General features: G+C 53.2%; 14 protein-coding genes. 7 read left to right on the plus strand and 7 right to left on the minus strand.

Annotation, left to right across the window (positions count from 1 at the left end; all coding sequences use genetic code 11):
- Positions 1–114: 114 nt before the first annotated feature.
- Positions 115–1,824 (minus strand): phospho-sugar mutase, encoded by a 1,710-nt coding sequence (locus C12CBH8_RS09195; RefSeq protein ID WP_215533073.1) that lies wholly within the window; start codon positions 1,822–1,824, stop codon positions 115–117.
- Between the two features lie 257 nt (positions 1,825–2,081).
- Between C12CBH8_RS09195 and C12CBH8_RS09200 the strand changes: the two genes are divergently transcribed.
- Positions 2,082–4,739: a calcium-translocating P-type ATPase, PMCA-type gene (locus tag C12CBH8_RS09200; RefSeq protein WP_215533074.1), complete on the plus strand. Its 2,658-nt coding sequence runs from the start codon at positions 2,082–2,084 to the stop codon at positions 4,737–4,739.
- Positions 4,740–4,826: 87 nt separating this feature from the next.
- On the opposite strand, the gene C12CBH8_RS09205 is transcribed toward C12CBH8_RS09200, so the two are convergent.
- The 6 genes from C12CBH8_RS09205 to acpP all read right to left on the minus strand — a co-directional run bounded on the left by C12CBH8_RS09205 (position 4,827) and on the right by acpP (position 15,061).
- Positions 4,827–9,872: a carbohydrate-binding protein gene (locus C12CBH8_RS09205; RefSeq protein ID WP_215533075.1), complete on the minus strand. Its 5,046-nt coding sequence runs from the start codon at positions 9,870–9,872 to the stop codon at positions 4,827–4,829.
- 326 nt (positions 9,873–10,198) lie between these two features.
- Positions 10,199–11,059: a hypothetical protein gene (locus tag C12CBH8_RS09210; protein ID WP_090265426.1), complete on the minus strand. Its 861-nt coding sequence runs from the start codon at positions 11,057–11,059 to the stop codon at positions 10,199–10,201.
- Between the two features lie 87 nt (positions 11,060–11,146).
- Positions 11,147–12,109, minus strand: coding sequence for an ROK family protein (locus C12CBH8_RS09215; protein WP_090265424.1), 963 nt, complete (start codon positions 12,107–12,109; stop codon positions 11,147–11,149).
- Between the two features lie 22 nt (positions 12,110–12,131).
- Positions 12,132–13,070 (minus strand): type I phosphomannose isomerase catalytic subunit, encoded by a 939-nt coding sequence (locus tag C12CBH8_RS09220; protein ID WP_215533076.1) that lies wholly within the window; start codon positions 13,068–13,070, stop codon positions 12,132–12,134.
- A 56-nt stretch (positions 13,071–13,126) separates the two neighbouring features.
- On the minus strand, positions 13,127–14,566 hold the full coding sequence (gene proS, locus C12CBH8_RS09225; RefSeq protein WP_215533077.1) for a proline--tRNA ligase: 1,440 nt from the start codon (positions 14,564–14,566) through the stop codon (positions 13,127–13,129).
- A gap of 267 nt (positions 14,567–14,833) precedes the next feature.
- Positions 14,834–15,061, minus strand: coding sequence for an acyl carrier protein (acpP, locus tag C12CBH8_RS09230; protein WP_090265418.1), 228 nt, complete (start codon positions 15,059–15,061; stop codon positions 14,834–14,836).
- Positions 15,062–15,261: 200 nt separating this feature from the next.
- Here acpP and C12CBH8_RS09235 point away from each other — a divergent pair, with 200 nt between their 5' ends.
- From C12CBH8_RS09235 to C12CBH8_RS09255, 6 genes are all read left to right on the plus strand, one after another.
- A complete protein-coding gene (locus tag C12CBH8_RS09235; RefSeq protein WP_215533078.1) occupies positions 15,262–16,098 on the plus strand; it encodes a shikimate dehydrogenase family protein in 837 nt (278 codons plus the stop codon).
- A gap of 14 nt (positions 16,099–16,112) precedes the next feature.
- Positions 16,113–16,361, plus strand: coding sequence for a helix-hairpin-helix domain-containing protein (locus C12CBH8_RS09240; protein WP_215533079.1), 249 nt, complete (start codon positions 16,113–16,115; stop codon positions 16,359–16,361).
- Positions 16,362–16,377: 16 nt separating this feature from the next.
- Positions 16,378–16,911, plus strand: a complete 534-nt coding sequence (locus C12CBH8_RS09245; protein ID WP_099322639.1) for a shikimate kinase — start codon at positions 16,378–16,380, stop codon at positions 16,909–16,911.
- An 82-nt stretch (positions 16,912–16,993) separates the two neighbouring features.
- Positions 16,994–17,125 carry a hypothetical protein gene (locus C12CBH8_RS11975; protein ID WP_281389185.1) on the plus strand — a complete coding sequence of 44 codons (132 nt, stop codon included), beginning with the start codon at positions 16,994–16,996 and terminating at the stop codon, positions 17,123–17,125.
- A gap of 157 nt (positions 17,126–17,282) precedes the next feature.
- Positions 17,283–18,293 carry a 3-deoxy-7-phosphoheptulonate synthase gene (gene aroF, locus C12CBH8_RS09250; RefSeq protein ID WP_090265410.1) on the plus strand — a complete coding sequence of 337 codons (1,011 nt, stop codon included), beginning with the start codon at positions 17,283–17,285 and terminating at the stop codon, positions 18,291–18,293.
- 16 nt (positions 18,294–18,309) lie between these two features.
- Positions 18,310–19,137 (plus strand): prephenate dehydrogenase, encoded by an 828-nt coding sequence (locus C12CBH8_RS09255; protein ID WP_215533080.1) that lies wholly within the window; start codon positions 18,310–18,312, stop codon positions 19,135–19,137.
- The last annotated feature ends 1 nt before the right edge of the window (position 19,138 follow it).

Here is a 19,138-nt window from a genome sequence, read left to right on the forward strand (position 1 = left end):
AAACAGCCAGTCTGTTAACAGACTGGCTGTTTTTCTAACGCTATATGTAGTTCTCTCCATTCACTAAAAACAGGCTGTGGAAAATTTTGTCCACAGCCTGTCGTTTTTATTTTGTTATCTGCCCAACAAATGATTGATATCGGCTTGCAATGCCTCTGTCTGTGCCTGGGCATCGGCACGATCCTTCCCCTTGGTGGTATAGTAAATCTTCACCTTGGGCTCTGTGCCGGACGGGCGGACAATAACCTGTGCGCCTCCCTCCAGGTTATAGGAAAGCACATTGGACTTGGGAAGTTCAATGGTCTTCTTTTCCCCGGTAGCCAGGTTGGTCTCTTCCGAGAGCTCATAGTCGGCGGCGCTTATCACCTTGCGTCCTGCCAGCTCCTTAGGACCGTTGGCCCGAAGTCCCTCCATAATGGACTGTAGCTCGGCCATACCAGCGGCGCCTTCACAGACAATGTTCTGGACGCTGTTGAGATAGTAGCCATGCTCGGCGTACAATTCCTGCATGACCTCATACAAGGTCTTGCCCTGGTTCTTATAGAAAGCGGCCATCTCGCAAATCAGCATGGAGGCCACTACGGCGTCCTTATCCCGGACATAGGTGCCGGCCAAATAGCCATAACTCTCCTCAAAGCCGAAGATGTACCGCTCCTGCTCATTCTTCGCCTCCAGGAGGCCGATTTGTTCACCGATAAACTTAAAGCCAGTGAGCACTTCAATAAGCTCTACGCCGTATTTTGCGGCAATCTCAAAGCACAGTGCCGATGTCACGATGGTCTTGACGGCAATGGGATTCTTGGGCCAATTGCCTTTGGCGATGCGCTGGGAACAAATGTAGTTGAGGAGCATGACGCCTACTTCGTTGCCGGTCATCAGGATAAACTCATCCCCCTGATGGACGGCGATACCCACACGGTCGCAGTCGGGATCGGTCGCCAAAAGGATATCCGGATTGACGGTAGGAGCCAGTTTGAGGGCACATTCAAAGCTCTGGCGGATCTCCGGATTGGGGAAGGGCGCGGTGGGGAAATTACCGTCGGGCAGTTCCTGCTCCGGCACCACTGTGACGTTCTCCAGCCCACAGCGTTTTAAGATAGCCCGCACCGGCTTATTGCCTGTACCATTTAAAGGGGTATAGACCACCTTCAGATCCTTGGCGATACCGGGATTTACGGCCTGCTTTTGCACTTCGTCCAGATAAGCCTCCAGTACCTCCGGTCCAATCACCGAAATCATGCCCGACTGGACGCCGTCTTCATAGGGGATTTTTGTGATCCCGTCAAACAGATCAACCTTTTCGATTTCGCGTGTGACCTCATCGGCTGCATCCTGGGTCATCTGGCAGCCGTCGGGGCCATAAGCTTTATAGCCGTTGTACTTGGCGGGATTGTGGCTGGCCGTCACCATAACGCCGCCCTTGGCTTTGAAGTACCGGACGGCAAAGGACAGCACAGGGGTGGGTTCCAATTCCGGGAAAATGTGGACTTTGATGCCGTTGGCTGCAAAGATGGCGGCGGTCTCCTTGGCAAACAGATCGGATTTGATGCGGCTGTCAAAGGAGATGGCCACGCTGGGCGAATCAAAGTTGTTGTTGAGATAATTGGCATAGCCCTGGGTTGCACGGCGCACCGTATAAATGTTCATGCGGATGGTGCCCGCTCCGATGATTCCACGCAAACCGGCTGTACCAAATTCCATATCGGCATAAAAACGGTCCGTGATGGCTGTCTCGTCCCCTTCAATGGACTGGAGCTCTGCCGCCAGATCGGGATCCTCGACTGCTTTTTCTTTCCAAAGTGTATACAGTTCCTGTTCTCTCATAAAATCCACCCTTTTCTCATGATATCAGGCATTTTGCACAGGGAATCGACAAATTAATAAAATTTATCTAGTTATATCATAAGTCTTTCCCGACATGATGTCAAGAAAAATGAAGGGACTTCCATGTCGAAATTGTTAAATTTTTTCTTTTCCTTGCGTAGGCTCTCAAAAGATATTAGAATAGAAATGTTTACTAATTTTCAAACAGTCACATACTAATACATAGATACAAAATAAGAAAAGGGAGGAAATCCGATTTGATTTGGCATAACCGCTCCATCGAGGATATCGAAAAGGAGCTACACACATCCGCTACCCGTGGACTTACCCAATCGGAAGCCGCCGCTCATCTGGATACCTACGGCCTCAACCGTCTGACAGAACGTAAAAAGAAAACCTTCTTGCAGCGTTTCCTCGAGCAGATGAAGGATTTTATGGTCATTATCCTGCTTATCGCCGCCGCTGTATCGGCCGTCCTGACCATCGTGGAGGGGCACAACGATTGGCTGGAGCCCATTATTATCATCGCCATTGTACTTCTCAACGCCTTTTTGGGCGTCATCCAGGAGTCCAAAGCTGAGGCGGCTCTGGAAGCCCTGAAGGGTATGTCGGCCCCCAATGCAAAGGTTTTACGGGATGGCATTGTGTCGGTCATCAATGCCGAACAGCTGGTGCCCGGCGACATCATTCTGCTGGATGCCGGTGATTTTATACCGGCCGACGCCCGCCTATTGGAATCGGCCAGCCTCAAATGTGAGGAATCGGCCCTCACCGGCGAATCCCTGCCGGTGGAGAAGGATGCTTCGGTCATCGTGGATGAGATCGCACCTTTGGGGGATCGGGTCAACATGGTGTACTCCGGCTGCTCGGTGACCTACGGCCGCGGCAAAGCCATGGTGACCGAAACCGGCATGTCCACCGAAATGGGACGCATCGCCTCCATGCTGAACAATGAGTCGGAAAACCAGACCCCTTTGCAAATCAAGCTGGCTAAGCTGGGCAAGACCTTGGGACTACTTGCCTTGGGTATCTGCGCTGTTCTGTTTGTGTACGGCATTGTCACAGGACAGGGGCTATTCGACATGTTCATGACGGCGGTATCCCTGGCCGTGGCAGCCATTCCAGAAGGGCTTCCCGCCATTGTCACCATCGTACTGGCCATGGGTGTCCGGCGTATGGTCAAGAAAAACGCCATTATCCGCCGTCTGCCTGCGGTGGAAACATTGGGATCGGCCTCGGTCATCTGTTCGGATAAAACCGGTACCCTCACCCAGAACCGCATGACGCTGATGGAAGTGTATACTAGAGGCAAAACACTTGATTTGTCCGACAGCAGCCATGAGGGCATCCAGGCTCTCCTGCGTTTGGGCGTGCTGTGCAACGACGGACGCGTGGAAAAAGGCGAGGACGGCACCTTCAAGCACGTGGGGGATCCTACCGAGACCGCCTTAGTGGCCGCCGGCTTACATTTCGGTATCGACAAAGGAAAGCTGGAAACCGAATATCCCCGCGTTTCGGAGATCCCCTTTGATTCCGACCGCAAGCTGATGACCACCGTCAATTACATCGACGGCAAATATGTCGCCATCGTCAAAGGCGCTCCGGATATTCTTCTCTCCCGCTGTGTGGACGGCCATCCGGAAGAGGCCCTCAAAGTCAACGATGAAATGGCCTCCCGGGCCCTGCGCGTACTGGCCATCGCCTATAAGGATCTGGATGCCATTCCAGTGGATCCTCAGCCTCAGGACATCGAACAGGGGCTTCATTTTGCAGGACTGGTGGGGATGATCGATCCGCCCCGTCCGGAAGTCATCGACGCCATCAAAACTTGCAAAGGCGCCGGCATCCGTCCCATTATGATCACCGGCGATCACATCGCCACTGCGTCGGCCATCGCCAAGGAACTGGGCATCTTGGAGGACGGGCAACAGGCCATTACCGGCGCCCAGCTGGCCCAGCTCTCGGAGGAAGAGCTCCGTGAGAACATCCGAAGCTATTCGGTCTATGCCCGGGTTTCCCCGGAGGATAAGATCCGCATTGTCAAGGCGTGGCAGGATACCGGTGAAGTGGTCTCCATGACCGGCGACGGCGTCAACGACGCTCCAGCCCTCAAGGCTGCCGACATCGGATGCGCTATGGGCATCACCGGCACAGACGTCTCCAAAGGGGCTTCCGATATGGTGCTCACTGACGATAATTTTGCCACCATTGTCTCAGCCGTACAGCAGGGACGCGGCATCTTCGACAACATCCGCAAAGCTGTTATCTTCCTCTTGAGCTGTAATTTAGGTGAAGTCTTGGCCGTCTTTGTTTGTATGCTTTTGTTCGGCCGCTCCCCTCTTTTGCCCATCCATCTGCTGTGGATCAACTTGGTAACCGATAGTCTTCCCGCTTTGGCGTTGGGTATGGAGCCGGTGGAATTCGATGTGATGAACCGCCGTCCACGCGCTAAAAATGAAAGCATTTTTGCAAACGGCATGGGATGGGCCGCCGGTCTACAGGGTCTGATGTTGGGCGCCATCACCTTAATGGCCTATTGGCTGGGATGTTCCCATTTCTTCTCGGTCAGCGCCTTTGGATCCTCGGCAGATCCGGCTCTGGGCCAGACCATGGCCTTTGGCGTACTGGCTTTGAGCCAGTTATTCCAGGCGTTCAACGCCCGCTCCAGACATTCCCTATTCCGTATCGGTCCCTTCTCCAACCGCTGGATGATCGGCGCTTTCTTTGCTTCCGCCGCCATTTTAATGCTGGTCCTTTTACTGCCTCCTCTGCGTTCCTTGTTCCAGCTGGTGGCTCTGCCTCTCCACGAATGGGAATGGATCTTGGCTTTATCGATTTCCCCTATCGTGCTGGTGGAACTCTCCAAATTCGTTTTATGGATCTCTCATAAGTGGAAAAATCGAGTCGATTCCTAAATCCAGATTGTTTCAAAACCACAAAAGAGCCGCCAAATTAATTTGGCGGCTCTTTTTCGAGAGATTTTCCCTCTCGGGAAGTAACTTTTATTGAGTCACGTTTAACGGCAAGGTCATACAGTCATCCTGCCACTGTCCGGTTCCGGGATTGCGGGCCTGTACAGACAGCACACGCTGTCCAGCCGTTCCCAACGTGATCTCAAGGGACCAGATCTTGACTCCATCTTCCACTTTGACATCGGTCACCGTTTTGGTAATACTCAAGCCTCGTTCGTTAAAGATTCCCAGTTGGGTGATATTGGGAGTGGTCTCTACGGTAAACCGAATGGGTTCATTGACCTTTGCCATGTAGTTGCCGTACACGGAGACGATGCGGGTTTCCTCCGGCCGAGCCACTACATCCAGCACTGTTTGGACGCCAGAATCCTGGAAATCATGGGTTTTCGTCTTGTACCAGATATTAAGCGTACGGCCCTGGCCGGCTGTTCCGAGACTTGTGACCACAGTCCAGGTCTTAAACCCATCGGGATCATACACCGACTTGACCTTTAATAGGCCGAAGTTCCTTCCGTACTCATTGCAAAGGGATAAGCCCACCACATCGCTGGTGGTGCGGATGGTCATGGTGATCTCTTCATTGACATCGTACTGGGCCGGATCCCGATCCAAGCTGACGCTCAGAACGCTGCTCTCCACAACCGGTTGCTCTTTCTCAAATCCAATCGACTGGATGTTGCCCAAGAAAATCAAGTTGGCTTTGCACACAAAGTAGATGTTCTGTAGGCCGGTCAACGGTTCCTCCAACTGGAGATCGGCTTCAAACCTTTGATAATCGTCCCAGCCGGCGGTGGGAGTGACGGCAATGGTTCCAATGGGTTGACCAGTGGGGCTGTCTTTGTAAACTTCAATGGTTCCGCCGTTGCAGTTATAGCTTTCCAAAACCGATACGTCGGCGTACACTTTGCCGTTTTGCAGGCCTTCCTCGCCAAAGTCCAAGCGGTTAAAGCCCAGCCAGTTGCCATTTTCGACATACTCCATGCAGCTGCCGTCGGCATGTTCTGTAATACGGCCGGATTTGATGGAATATTCCGTGGCTGAAATGGTTTCATAGGCCGAGCGGGCGCCGGTGGTATTGGCAAACGCAAACGACCGGACGTTGCCCAAAAAGACCAGGTTGGAATGGAAGACCAGATAAATATCTTGGTCGCCGGAGATGGGCTGCTGTAAGCCGATTTTCCCTTCAAACTGGACGTAGTCGCTCCAAGTCCCCGTGGGGGCAATGGTCACAGTACCCATCAAATCGCCGTCGGGACTTCCGCGGCGGACTTCTACGGTACCGCCGTTGCAATTGCCGCTTTCTTCCACAGCGGCTTCCACCAGGACAGTGCCTTCCTGGAAGTTCTCGCCAAAGTCCAGCTCCGAGAACTTGAGCCAGTTCCCATCTTCCACGTACTCCATACAGCTGCCGTCGCCGCTCTCCACGATGCGGCCGGATTTCTCGTTGTACTCGGTGGCCATAAAGGTATTAAAGGCCGATTTCTCAAACTGGAAGGAAATCAGGTTGCCCAGGAAGGTGGAGCTGGAACGGAATACCAAACAGATATTCTGTTTGCCTGCCAGCGGTTCGGAAAGGGAAATGGCGCCGGTGTAGGGCTGATAATCGTCCCAATCGCTGGAGGTTCCTACTTGAACAGTGCCAAGCAATTGGCCATTTTCTGAATCTTTGCGGACCTCTACGGTGCCGCCCTGACAGACGTCATTGTTAGGTCCGCCGATCATACAGGTGATGGTACCGTCTTGGAAGCCAGTTTCTCCAAAGTCAATGGATTTATACAGGATGGAGTTGTTGTTTTCAATATAATCCATACAGTCGCCGGTCTGATGGACGTTGCCCGAACGTCCCGCATAGTCCACCGCGCGGATGGATTCATAAGCATCCAGCGGCTCAAACATACGGTTTTGCGGCACAAACTCAGGCGTCTGAGAGGTGCTCCACCACATGAATTGCACCAGGCCTCCCTGGCTCGCATCGTTATTGGTGTAGGTAAGTTCAATGGGATACAGCTGATTGGCTGACAGGTTGACCTGATAGACGTTGAGGGTGCAGCCCTCGGGGACCTCGATAGTGCCGTTGTTGGTGGAATGTACAAATTCGCTCTCTTCCACCTTTTTGCCGTCAAAGATCAGTTCCATGTCGCCCTTGACCACAAACCGCAGTTCATAGGTCTGATCGTAACTGGGTAAAATGCTTCCCGAATAGGTGGCGGTATAGGAGTTTTCTCCGCTTTCCCCGGTGGGGTTTTCTCCAGGTTCCCACTTATAATCGATCTCACAGGTTCCCTCGGTTTTGACCAGGTTGGCGTTGTTTGCCTCGGTTCCCGTGTAATAATTGGCCTCCAAGCCGGTACCGTCGGCCGTCTTGGAATAATGGACGTAATTGGGATCATATTTGGGCATAGGGGTGAGATTTTTATCCAGCGTTACATTGCAGGCAAAATCATCCATAAAGCCGGACAGATCCAGCACATTGCCCTCTTCCACAGTGAAGTCGATGTCGTGGACGGTGGTTTCCGAAGAAGCCGTGCCGTTGGGGGTGATGTTGAGGGTGTCGAAGGTGATGGGATCTTCTCCTTCTTCGTAAAAGGTCTTGGTGATGGTGTAGGTGGCTTCCCCAGTGCTCTCATCGTAAACCAGTTCTGCCCAATACTTGGGATAGTAAAGGGGCGTCACCAGTTGATCCGTGCCGGGAATGGTGCTGGGACCAAGGGTCAAGGTATGGTTGGGAGCATCGATAGACGAACCTGCCAGCACATCGTTGATGAACCATACCACCGGGGCGGTCATGTAGGTGGAATAGGCCGGGTTCCACAGGTTCTGTGTCCAGGTGTAACCCTGGCGGAGATTGACCAGCTGGGTGTGTTCCAGCACCTCAAAACCGTCCTCCACATAGCCAGCTTGGATGGCCGCCATGCCGCCGTAGCTGTCCAGATAGAAGGGCCAACAGCGGGACCCGGCATTGTCCAGCGATCTCTGTGCCTCCATGTCGTAAACCTTGGGGGCAAAGTAATCGCCGGTCTGCTGGATGGAGGTGGTGATGAACTTCTTCATGTGGGAGACAAAATTCTCAAAGGGGATCACATCGCCAAATCCGGAATAGCGGCTGATGAACTGGCCGGCCATGGCGCCGGAGAACATGATGTTCTCCATGACGGTACCCTCTTGGCCGTCAGAGGCGATGTACTCCGGATCGCTGCCGAAGGAATAGAAGCCAAGTCCACTGTCGTCTTGGATATAGAGCTTCTCCACGTCGGCCGCCGTTAGATCGTAAAGACGCGCGTATTGGGCGGCGTCCTCTTCCTGGCCGTTGATCAAGGCAATCTCCTGGGCCATATCCAACATATTGAGATAGACAATGCCCGAGAAGATCAGGATATCCGGATGGGTATAATCGTCGTATGTTGTATAGTAATTGGGGTAGTTGGTGCCGGGTTCGCATTTGCTCTGGATGAAGGCCATAGAGTCCTTCATGACGTCATAGTACTGGACGAGGTCGGTGTCGTCGCCGGTTTGGCGGTAGTAGTTGAGCAATTGCAACATCCAAGCGCCGGTGTTGTCGATCATGCTGCCGTTGGGGGTGGGGTTATATTTGTTGTCGGGGTCGGAATCGGACATACCCACATAATAGTGGATGTCGTAATGCTGGATCTCCCCGTTTTCCCCTAGGACGTTGGAGAACTGGCGGTTCTCATTGACGTTGAGCTCAGGGAACAGCTTTTCATAAAACGGATGGGACGCCATCTTCTGGTCCATGGTACCGCCCAGGCCGCCCATTTCACCTTCCAAGGTGGTAAAATTCATCCGCTTGTTGAGCACGCCGTTGGTGAACAGGGCGCAGCTGCTGTTGATCTCCTTAAACTTGAGCCAATCGGGCATGTTGCTGTCCAAAATAGGCTGCTGCCACTCCAGAATGCCGTCGTAGATGTGCTCTCCATTTTCGGTGGCGTAGGAGGCCAATTCCTCTATACTGGAGAAGAAGTTGTGGTAGTATTTGTTATAATCGGAATTGGGAGCCTTGCTGGCGATCTGATCCATATCCTCTTGGGTGTATTCCGGCATATACCATGCCACCAGGAAACGGACGGTCTTGGTTTCCCCTGCGTCAACCGTGGCGCTCACCGCCACGGCGCTGCCGTTGGTGGGCTGGCCGGCCTGCTGGGTGCTGCTGCTCAAGGCCACTTTTCCTTCGCCCGACGATTGGAATTCACCGTTTTGAACAAACTCATGGAGGGCGTTCTGATCCCCTAACTGGTAGCTCTTCAGGGTGGAAACTTCGGTATCGTCGGTGTCTTCGGCCAAAATGACAAAGTCGGTGTTGTAGTTTTGGAAGGTCATTTTGTTGGGGATGATGGTTTTATCCGCAGACTGCTTGACACCCTTCCAGGATCCAATGGTAATGTCCTCGGCGGTGGTATCGGGAGAGGTCATGTTGTACCAATCGCCCGATTCGCCGTCTGGGTTAAAGTTTGCGTTATTGTAATTGTTGGTATCCTTGATGCCGCGGCCGATCAGGTCGGCCCAAGCAAACAAGGCGCTCATTTTCTGCGGCTGGTCGGAATCGTTGGTCAGTTCCACCTCATACCATGCCACTGGCAAAGAGGAGTCCTGAACGTTCTGGGCCACTACACCGGAATAGGCGTTAAAAGAGGCATTGGCGATTCCGCTCTCTTTCGCGTTTTCAAAATCCAACTCCAAGCGGGGGAACAAACCAGTGTAGTAAGAATCGGAGTATCCCTGCATGCCGTACTTGGTGTCGTTATCCCGCTGGAGACGGGCTGCCCGGCCGCTTTGCCAGGCGGCTAAGAACATACCGTCCGAGGAATCTACAAAGGATTTGTGGATGTTGTTAATACAGTTGCGGGTGAACTTTCCTTCCGGAGAAATCTCATAGTAACCGACACCGGTGCCTCCCAAAGGCACGCCGCTGGGGCCGGTGTGATTTTCCAGCCTCATGTAGTTGATGTTGGCATCCTGGGGGCTGTCGGTAGCCGGTGTCGCCAAGGCTGCAAAGGGCGCCATGGTCACCGTCATGAGAACAGCCAATGCTCCCGCTAACAGCCTTTTCATTCTCTTCATGTTTTCCAGTCATCCTTTCTTAATAAATCAATAAAAATGATACAGAAAAAAATTGTAACTTTTCCTCCTTTCTTTTCACACATTATTAATTTATTTTCCTATTATATTTTATATCAATTTTTTCAATATAAAAGTATTTTATTAGACAAATAGTTTTATATCATGTAAAAATTCGCATGTATTCTTTAGTTAATTTTTCCCATTGAAAAATCCCTGTGAAATTCATACAATATGGATGCTTTGATCTGAAAGGCAAAAAATAAGGAGTTTTTGTCAAAAAAACAAAAACTCCTATTAGGGAAATATTATTATAAGGCTTTTGTATATTAATGCTTTTTTTGGTTCCATATCTGTTTTGCTTCTTGAACAAAATGATAAATGGCGTCCTGATTCCCATCGCTGATAGGGATTTGATAAGTCTTGTCCCCTGCCTTGACCCAGAATCCTTTGGGACCGGAACCCAGGTCCTCTACGCTGCTCCAAGGCAGGTATACAACGCCTACTCCATAATCATAAGCGTCAATGAGGGTCATGCCTCTCCCCTGAAGTTGGATGAGGTACTCTCGGATTTTTTCTTCCTTCACCACCTTCTGGGGATAAAGAAACCGTTCCGATTCCCAATGGTATGTGTCCACATTCTCATCCAAACGGAGGGCCATCTTGCTGAAATTATACATGCGGTAACTTTGGTCTATTAGGTCCAAACACACTGGATTCTCCTCCAGGAAAACATTGATCTTATAATCCGGCGCATTCCCCAAAAAGATGTTGAGAAGCGGCATAAACGCCGGTTCCTTGGGCTTATTGAACTGGAAAGTCTCCCGTTTGATCTGCCCCTCCTGCCGGTAGATCACCGTGGCACAGCAGTTGAGCAGCTTTTGGTAGTATTCCACCCCGACGACTTCTCTGCAGGAAATCACCGCCTTGTCGGCATGGGTAGAGGATGTCTCCCGCAGCAGCATGACCTGATCCCCAAACCAGGCTACGGCATATTCTCCCTGCCGTTTCCACAAGCGATGGAGGCTGGGGACATACGTGACATTTTGGAGAGGCATTCCCTTTTGAAGCCACTTTTCCACTTCTTCCCGATAAGCGTAGGGCAATTCTTTGATATTGTCGATGACCTGAGGCCATGAGGCCACGGTAGGACGGCTATCCACTAAATTCTGTTTTTTCGAGAACCACATGGCTCATCCTTCCTTTTCGCAAAAAGATAGACGGTAGAAACAAACGCGGGCAGAATCCTGCCCGCGTTGCGCAACGCAAATTATAATTTACATGGTCTTTTTGCTCTGATAATCGCCTACGAAAGCTGCTCCAATGATGCCAGCGTCATTGCCCAATTTTGCCCGGATGATTTGAGGCAATTTCACCTGTTTGCAGAATACATCCCGCTTTGCATATTTACGCAGAGGTTCCAGAACATAGTCGCCTTCATTGGCGATGGCTCCCCCGATGACCACAGCCTCAGGTTGGAAGATATTGATGACGTTGACAACACCTTCCGCAATATAGAAAATAAACTGATCCACTACCTGCTGGGCCACGTCGTCCCCAGCTTTGGCCACCTCAAAGATGTTGCGGCCGTTGAGTTTAGTGCCCGAGGCGCGCAGTTTTGCAAGTTCCGACTCCGGATGGGCGTCGGCTGCTTCATTGCCCTGGCGGATAACTCCAGTCATAGAAGCATAAGCTTCCCAGCAGCCGTTGCGGCCGCAGGTACAGGGTTGGCCCCCCGTCTTAATGACAACATGGCCTAACTCCCCGCCTGCATAGTTAAAACCGCTCCAGATGCGGTCGTTGAGGATAACGCCGCCGCCGATGCCAGTACCAAAAGTCAGAATAACGGCGCTGTCCAGTCCGCTGGCTGCTCCGGCCAAAAACTCGCCCAAAGCTGCACAGTTTGCATCGTTGTCCAGATAGACCGGTTTGTCAATGTATTTATTGAGTTCCTCGCGCAGGGGAACCATATCCCAACCCAGATTGTTGGAATAAAGAACGACGCCCTTCTCGATGTCAGGCGTACCAGGGCTGCCGATGCCGATTTCTTTAATCTCATCCATAGTGGTACCGGTTTCCTTCATCAGCTTCTCGATGAGGGATGCCATATCCTTGACGATATCCTGCCACGGACGGTGGGAATCGGTGGGCACCGAGCCCTTTTTCAAAATAGAATAATCCTCGTTTACAATGCCGATGGCGATATTAGTTCCGCCTAAATCGATACCGATATTTTTCATCTCGACCCTCTCCTCTGTTGTTTTAGCAAGTGACGAAGCTGCGCAGCAGGCTGCAATTGCCAGTGACGGTATAACTGCCAATTTTTGCAGGGATGACAAAGCTGTCGCCCGGGCGGAAAGAAACGCCGTTTACTTCGCCTTCGCCTTCGGTGCAAATGAGCATCTCAAAGCGGTTGGGATCCACTTCCTGAGTAAAGGAACCGTCCACCTTCATGAGGGTGGTGGTAAAATATTCGCACTTGACACCGTCGTTGATATCGATGCGTTCATGGCCTACCGAGGACTCCAATTTGGTGACCTGGAGGGCTTTTTCCACATGCAATTGACGGAGATTCCCCTGGGCATCCCGACGGTTATAGTCGTAGACACGGTAGGTGGTGTCGGAATTCTGCTGGATCTCGGCCACCAGGATGCCGGCGCCGATAGCGTGGAGGGTACCGGAACGCATGAGGAAGGTATCCCCTTCCTTGACATCCACATAGTTCATCACGTCTTCCAGTTTGCCGTCCTTGATGGCTTTTTCAAACTGTTCCTTGGTGAGATCCTGGTTAAATCCATAGATAAGACGTGCTCCCGGTTTGGCGTCCAGCACATACCACATCTCGGTTTTACCGGGATCGTTCTTTTCCAGTACAGCGGCCTGCTCGTCGTTGGGATGCACCTGGACTGACAGGTTGTCGTTTGCATCGATGATCTTGACCAGCAGCGGGAACCGGCCATTGCAGGTCGCAGCTACCTGATCGCCCAACAGATCGGCGCCCATTTCCCCCATGGCCTCGCCCAGTGTCAGGCCCTCCAATTCGCCGTTGGCCACAACGCTCTGGCCGTTGGGATGACTGGCCACTTCCCAGGATTCGCCGGTTTTGTCAGAGGGGATATCCTTGCCGTAACGGGTGCGCAAGGTATTGCCGCCCCACAGCATCTCTTTAAACACAGGTTTCATTTTCAAAGGATAAAACATGCGGGTTCACTCCTTATATTCAAAATCAATCTATCAAAATCAGAATGGCAACCAAATTAATAAGCCTTGCCCCAGATGACCGTCTTCTTGGCAGGTTTTCCACAGCACACACAGGTATCGGAAATATGCTCCTGCTCAAAGGGCATGCAGCGGGAGGTGACGCCCGCCTTTTCCTTGAGGGCTTCCTCGCAGGCCAGGTCTCCGCACCAGGCTGCTTTGATAAATCCAGGACGGGTGGCGGCGGCTTCGATCATCTCATCCATACCGCCCGCTACCGAATAGGTCATGGATTCTCTCCGATCCAGGGCCTTTTGATACATCCCGTCGTGGACGGCTTTGAGCAGCTCGGGAATGCGCTGTTCCAACTCGCTCAGCGGGACGAAAATCTTCTCCCGGTTGTCGCGGCGGACGACGACACACTGGTCCTTCTCGATATCCTTGGGCCCGATCTCCAGACGCAGCGGCACGCCCTTCATCTCGTATTCGGCAAATTTCCAGCCGGGGGACTGTTCGGACGCATCGGTCTTGACGCGGCATACCGTCTGGAGACGTTCCTCCAACTGGGCAGCCTTGTCCAGCACGCCCGGCTTATGCTGGGCGATGGGCACGATGATGACCTGGGTGGGAGCGATGGCCGGCGGCAATACCAGGCCGGAATCGTCGCCATGGGTCATGATGATGGCGCCGATGATGCGGGTAGACATTCCCCAAGAGGTCTCATAGGGGGTCTGGAGGGTGTTGTCCCGGCCGGTAAAGGTGATGCCGAAGGCGCGGGCAAAGCCGTCGCCAAAGTAATGGCTTGTACCGCTTTGCAGGGCTTTGCCGTCGTGCATCAGGGCCTCGATGGTATAGGTGGCTTCGGCGCCGGCAAACTTCTCTTTGTCGGTCTTCTGGCCCTTGATGACCGGGATGGCCAATTCTTCCTCGCAGAAGTCGGCATACACATTGAGCATCCGTTCGGTTTCCTCGATGGCTTCCTCCGCCGTCTCATGCATGGTATGCCCTTCTTGCCACAAAAATTCCATGGTACGCAGGAAAGGACGGGTGGTTTTTTCCCACCGGACCACCGAACACCACTGATTGTAAAGCTTAGGCAGGTCGCGGTAAGAGTGGATCACCCGGGCGTAATGGTCGCAGAACACCGTCTCCGATGTGGGACGCACGCACAAACGCTCGGTCAATTCCTCCTCGCCGCCGTGGGTGACCCAGGCCACCTCCGGGGCGAACCCTTCCACATGATCCTTCTCCTTCTGGAGCAGGGATTCGGGGATAAACATAGGCATATACACATTCTCATGCCCTGTGGCCTTAAACCGGGCGTCCAGGCCCTTTTGGATATTCTCCCAAATGGCATACCCCAGAGGACGCAGCACCATACAGCCGCGCACGCCGGAATAGTCCACCAGCTCGGCCTTCTTGACCACGTCGGTATACCACTGGGCAAAATCCTGATCCATCGGGGTGATGGCTTCTACCAATTTTTTCTCCTGACCCATGAAATGAAAACTCCTTTGTTCACCAAATAGCAGCTCATCTGACAAGCGCCGTCATGGGACGGCCGCTTTTTTCGCATATTTTGGGATATTTTCTTATAAAAAACCTCTTTTATTATAGCCTGATTAGGGCAACATTTCAATAGAATTTCGCAGTCCAAACAGGAAAACCCTCCCTTTTTCCCGTCTGATCCCCGGATAAAACAATCCCCGACAGCCGTCCCTTTCCAGGACGGTTGCCGGGGATCAAAAGCATTTGTCGTTTTTAAACTAGGAATTCTCCTCAATGTACTTGACAAGAGCGCCCACGGTGCGGATATTTTCCACCTCTTCGTCGGGAATCTCGACGTCAAATTCATCTTCCAGCGTCATAACCAGATCGACCACGTCCAGGGAGTCGGCACCCAGGTCGTCGCTGATGCTGGTATCAGAGGTAATGGAATCCTCCTCCACATCGAACTGCTCTGCCAAAATGGCCTTGACTTTCTCTAGAACCACTCAGAACACCTCCTCATCCTGAAATCGTGAAGACCCAGCCGCCCGCCGCTCTCGTAGACAAGGCGACGCCTTTGTGCTATTATATTGAAAGCACAGGCCGGATATTACCAATTATCTTATGCGCTAACAAGGCCTTTGTCAATCATTTTTTTCAAGCTTTTTTTCCATCAGAAAATTTTTCACCAGCGGAGGGACTTTCTATGAAACGCTTTGGACTGATCGGCCATCCTTTGGGGCATACCTTATCCCCCTGGATCCACCGGCAGCTTTTTTCCCTTATGGACTGCCAAGCCTCCTATGACGCGCTGGATATCCCGCCCGAACAGCTTCCTTCCCGCAGGCAAGAGCTTCTTTCCCTGGATGGATTTAACGTTACCATTCCCCACAAACAGGCTATTATCCCCTATCTTAAGGGATTAAATAGGCGTGCTTCCCTGTATGGGGCCGTCAATACCGTCTGCGATGGAGTCGGGTACAACACCGACTGCCTCGGTTTCCTTCAGGCTTTGGCAGGGGGAGGCATCTCCCTCTCCGGCAAGGTGGCGGTGTTAGGGGCGGGAGGGGCCTCCCGCGTATTTGCCATGGAGGCCGCTTTGGCAGGATGCATGGTCACCATTGCGAGCCGGGCCAGCAGTGTAGAAAAAGCGCGGGCGTTGGCCCTTGAAGTGCAGGAGAAGGTGCCGGGCTCCCAGGTATCGGCCTGTGATTTGGATGAGCTTAAGGGTCCCTTCGATGTGCTCATAAACGGAACACCGGTGGGAATGTTTCCCCATGGGGACGCCTGCCCTGTCAACGATACCGTCATCCATGGATGCGGAGCTGTGTTCGACGCCATCTACAATCCCACCGATACCCTGCTGCTGCGAAAGGCCAAGGCGGCTGGGGTAAAAGCCGTAGGCGGTATGCCCATGCTGGTCTGGCAGGCGGCCAAGGCCCAGGAGATTTGGCTGGGGACGTCCTTTGATTCCAAGGATGTGGACGCCCTTGTCCCTCAGGCCACGGAGGAGCTCATGCGCACCTTCGGCCGGCACGAGTGACGGGGGGACTTCCTATGACGGAGCTTGGTTCCATCCCCACCATAGGGGCCAACATGGAAGAGCATCTGATCCGGCTGGGATACTCCACGTTGGATTCCCTCACGGGACAAGATCCGGAGGAAATGTATGAGCGGGATGTGCAGCTCCACGGCGGGCACTTGGACCGCTGTGTGCTGTACGTCTATCGCCTGGCCGTCTATTACGCCGAGAACCGCCACAATCCGGATCCGGACAAGTGCCGGTGGTGGGCGTGGAAGGATTGATGAAAGGGGAGTTCTTATGACGCAGCCGCCCATTGTGCTTTGCGGATTCATGGGATGCGGCAAAACAACCGTAGGAAACATGCTGGCCCACAAGTTGGGATGGCAGTTTGTAGACATGGATCATTTTATCGAGCATCGGGCCGGGAAAACGGTGTCCCAGATCTTCGACGAGCTGGGTGAACCGGCTTTCCGGGCCATGGAACGGGAGGCCGTCGGCATCTTGTCGTCCCAATCCCGGTTGGTCATCGCAACCGGCGGAGGGGTGCTGACCTTTCCGGAAAATGTGGAGGTGTTCCGCAAGGCCGGATGCCCCATTGTACTGTTGGACGTGCCTCCCGAAGAGGTGGCCCGCCGGTTACAGGGGGATACATCGCGGCCGTTGCTCAACGTCCCCGACCGGTTGGAAACCATCCGCCGTTTGCATGGGGCGCGTCTCCCCCTCTATCAAAAGGCGGCCGACATCCAAGTGGATGCGGCAAAATCACCGGAATTGGTGGTGGAAAACATCACTTTATCACTTAAAAGCAATAAATTTCCTCTAGACGGTTGACAAAGAGGGAATTTGAGAGTATCATAGCACCAACGTCAGGTGAGATACCTGGTTATTTGTCGAACGAACGGAGGACTTTTTCATGACGGCCATGAGCAAACGATTTAGCAGCTTTTTTAACGCCCCGTATTATTACGGCTGGCGTATTTTGTGCTGCCGATCCGTGCTTGCTTATCGTGACCCTCGGAAAAGTCTTTTGGAAGCGGTATTGTAATATCCGCTTCTGTTTGACCGGTCGATGATGCGCGGAATCCATGGCAGCATGGATTCCGCGCTTTTTGTTTGTCTCCTTGAGGACGTCCCCATTCCAGCGCCCGGCGGACGTTTTCTCAAGCTATCATTCTTGGCGCGCTGGAGAAATGGAGTGTATCATGATTATCGTACTCAAACGCGGCACCACGCAGGATCAAATCGACGCTTTCAGTCAGCAGTTTATCGATCGCGGCCTGACGGTCAATTCCTGGCACGGCACCCATGAAACCGTCCTGGGCCTTCTGGGTGATACTTCTGTCATTGATATCGAGTACGTACAAGCCCAACCCATTGTTTATAAGGTCCAGCGCGTACAGGAGCCCTATAAAATGGCCAATCGGAAATTCCATCCCGACGATACGGTCATCACCCTTCCCGGCGGTCAGACCATCGGCGACGGCTCCCTGACCCTCATCGCCGGTCCCTGCTCAGTGGAAACCGAGGATCAAATTTGTGAGGTGGCCTCCCGCGTCAAAGCCTCCGGAGCGCAGTTCCTACGCGGCGGCGCCTTTAAACCCCGTACCTCCCCTTACTCCTTCCAGGGACTGGGCACCACCGGCCTGGATCTGCTCAAAGAGGCCCGCGCCAAAACCGGCCTTCCCATCGTGACGGAGATCATGTCGGTGGCACATCTCGACCTGTTCCGGGATGTGGACATCATCCAAGTGGGCGCACGCAACATGCAGAACTTCGAACTGCTCAAGCAGCTGGGCAAAATGGATAAACCTATCCTGCTCAAGCGCGGTCTGGCCAACACCCTGGAGGAATTCCTCATGAGCGCGGAGTACATCATGAGCGGCGGCAACGAGCGGGTCATCCTCTGTGAACGCGGCATCCGCACCTTTGAGACCTTCACTCGCAATACGTTGGACATCTCAGCAGTACCGATCCTCAAAAAGCTGTCCCATCTCCCTGTGGTCATCGATCCCAGTCACGCGGCCGGTATCCCGTGGCTGGTGGAGCCGCTGAGCATGGCTGCCATCGCCGCCGGCGCCGACGGCCTCATCATCGAGGTCCACAACAATCCCGCCAAGGCGTTGTCGGACGGCGCTCAGTGCCTGACCCCCGATCAGTTCGACGCCCTTGCAAAGAAACTCAATACCGCTCATCAGGCCCTTAAAGCCTTATAATCCAGAGGACGACACAATGAACATTACCATTGTAGGGTTAGGACTGATCGGCGGATCCTTGGCCAAGGCCATCTCCTCCCGTACCAGTCACATCGTATTCGGCATCGACCGGGATCCCAAGGTGTTGGATGAGGCGCTGGCGGATGGCGCCATTCGCCACGACATTGGCCTGGGTGCCTTGGAGAAGTCCAACCTGGTAATTTTAGCCCTCTATCCCGCTCAATGCATTAAGTTTATGGAGCAAAACGCATCCCGTATCCGGAAAGGGGCGGTGGTCACCGACGTGTGCGGCGTCAAGAAAAGCATCTGCGACGCCCTCACGCCCATGGCAAAAAAGTTTGGTTTCTGTTTTGTGGGCGGACATCCCATGGCCGGCCGGGAACAGTACGGCTTTGAAGCGGCCAAACAGGATTTGTTCGACGGGGCCAGCTATGTCCTGACCCCGTCGGACGGCTGTGACGATGGGGTGGAACGCATCCGGGAACTGGCGCTCTCCATCGGATGCGGACGTGTGGTGCTGACCACGCCGGAGGATCACGACCGCCGCATCGCCTACACCTCCCAGCTGCCCCATGTGTTGGCGGCTGCCTACGTCAATTCGCCCACCTGCCCCATGCATGTGGGATACAGCGCCGGCAGTTACCTGGATGTATCCCGTGTGGCCCGCATCAATGAAAATCTGTGGCCGGAATTGTTTATTCAAAACAGGGATGCCCTCGTGGTTGAGATAGACTTTCTCATTCAAAATTTGACCCGGATGCGGCAGGATGTGGCTTCCAAAGACCAGGATGCCCTTACCGCCGCCCTGCGAAACAGCCGTTTGCGAAAGGAGACCTACGGATAAT

Origin of the sequence: Solibaculum mannosilyticum, from assembly GCF_015140235.1 — a bacterium.
In the GTDB taxonomy this organism is placed as follows: domain Bacteria; phylum Bacillota; class Clostridia; order Oscillospirales; family Acutalibacteraceae; genus Solibaculum; species Solibaculum mannosilyticum.

What these genes read in the sequence shown, in the direction of transcription:
- C12CBH8_RS09195 (WP_215533073.1), bottom strand. Translation starts at nt 1,824, where the DNA reads ATGAGAGAACAGGAACTGTATACACTTTGGAAAGAAAAAGCAGTCGAG.
- C12CBH8_RS09205 (WP_215533075.1), bottom strand. Translation starts at nt 9,872, where the DNA reads ATGAAGAGAATGAAAAGGCTGTTAGCGGGAGCATTGGCTGTTCTCATG.
- C12CBH8_RS09210 (WP_090265426.1), bottom strand. Translation starts at nt 11,059, where the DNA reads ATGTGGTTCTCGAAAAAACAGAATTTAGTGGATAGCCGTCCTACCGTG.
- C12CBH8_RS09215 (WP_090265424.1), bottom strand. Translation starts at nt 12,109, where the DNA reads ATGAAAAATATCGGTATCGATTTAGGCGGAACTAATATCGCCATCGGC.
- C12CBH8_RS09220 (WP_215533076.1), bottom strand. Translation starts at nt 13,070, where the DNA reads ATGTTTTATCCTTTGAAAATGAAACCTGTGTTTAAAGAGATGCTGTGG.
- proS (WP_215533077.1), bottom strand. Translation starts at nt 14,566, where the DNA reads ATGGGTCAGGAGAAAAAATTGGTAGAAGCCATCACCCCGATGGATCAG.
- C12CBH8_RS09235 (WP_215533078.1), top strand. Translation starts at nt 15,262, where the DNA reads ATGAAACGCTTTGGACTGATCGGCCATCCTTTGGGGCATACCTTATCC.
- C12CBH8_RS09240 (WP_215533079.1), top strand. Translation starts at nt 16,113, where the DNA reads ATGACGGAGCTTGGTTCCATCCCCACCATAGGGGCCAACATGGAAGAG.
- C12CBH8_RS09245 (WP_099322639.1), top strand. Translation starts at nt 16,378, where the DNA reads ATGACGCAGCCGCCCATTGTGCTTTGCGGATTCATGGGATGCGGCAAA.
- C12CBH8_RS11975 (WP_281389185.1), top strand. Translation starts at nt 16,994, where the DNA reads ATGACGGCCATGAGCAAACGATTTAGCAGCTTTTTTAACGCCCCGTAT.
- aroF (WP_090265410.1), top strand. Translation starts at nt 17,283, where the DNA reads ATGATTATCGTACTCAAACGCGGCACCACGCAGGATCAAATCGACGCT.
- C12CBH8_RS09255 (WP_215533080.1), top strand. Translation starts at nt 18,310, where the DNA reads ATGAACATTACCATTGTAGGGTTAGGACTGATCGGCGGATCCTTGGCC.